Source organism: Acinetobacter sp. SM1B, from assembly GCF_003289665.1.
In the GTDB taxonomy this organism is placed as follows: Bacteria; Pseudomonadota; Gammaproteobacteria; order Pseudomonadales; family Moraxellaceae; genus Acinetobacter; species Acinetobacter schindleri.
In genome coordinates this window covers 2000914-2001247 of the sequence record NZ_QMBM01000001.1, presented here as the reverse complement: position 1 = coordinate 2001247, position 334 = coordinate 2000914, and the positions used below count along the sequence as shown (strand labels likewise).

Sequence of the window (334 nt, the reverse complement as noted above, 5' to 3'; positions counted from 1 at the left end):
TGATCTAATGATCAAACAAAAACTTGATTTAGTGAACGCTAAAGAACAAACTACTGCAACTCAGATATTATCTGTTAATAACTCATTTGACCAAGCATTGGCATCTAAATAAGACCAAACGCAAAGTCATAAACAGTTGTGCTGGCGACCATAGCAAGAGTGAACCACCTGATCCCTTCCCGAACTCAGAAGTGAAACCTCTTAGCGCTGATGGTAGTGTGGGGTTTCCCATGTGAGAGTAAGTCATCGCCAGCTCATTATTCTAAACACCCTCTGTCAAATGACAGGGGGTGTTTTTTTTATGGCCAAGATTTAAGAAAGCATCTAAATATTA

General features: G+C 39.5%; 1 rRNA gene. It reads left to right on the top strand.

The window, feature by feature from the left end:
* Positions 1-140 precede the first annotated feature (140 nt).
* Positions 141-255 (top strand): 5S ribosomal RNA (gene rrf / locus C8322_RS09695).
* Positions 256-334 lie beyond the last annotated feature (79 nt).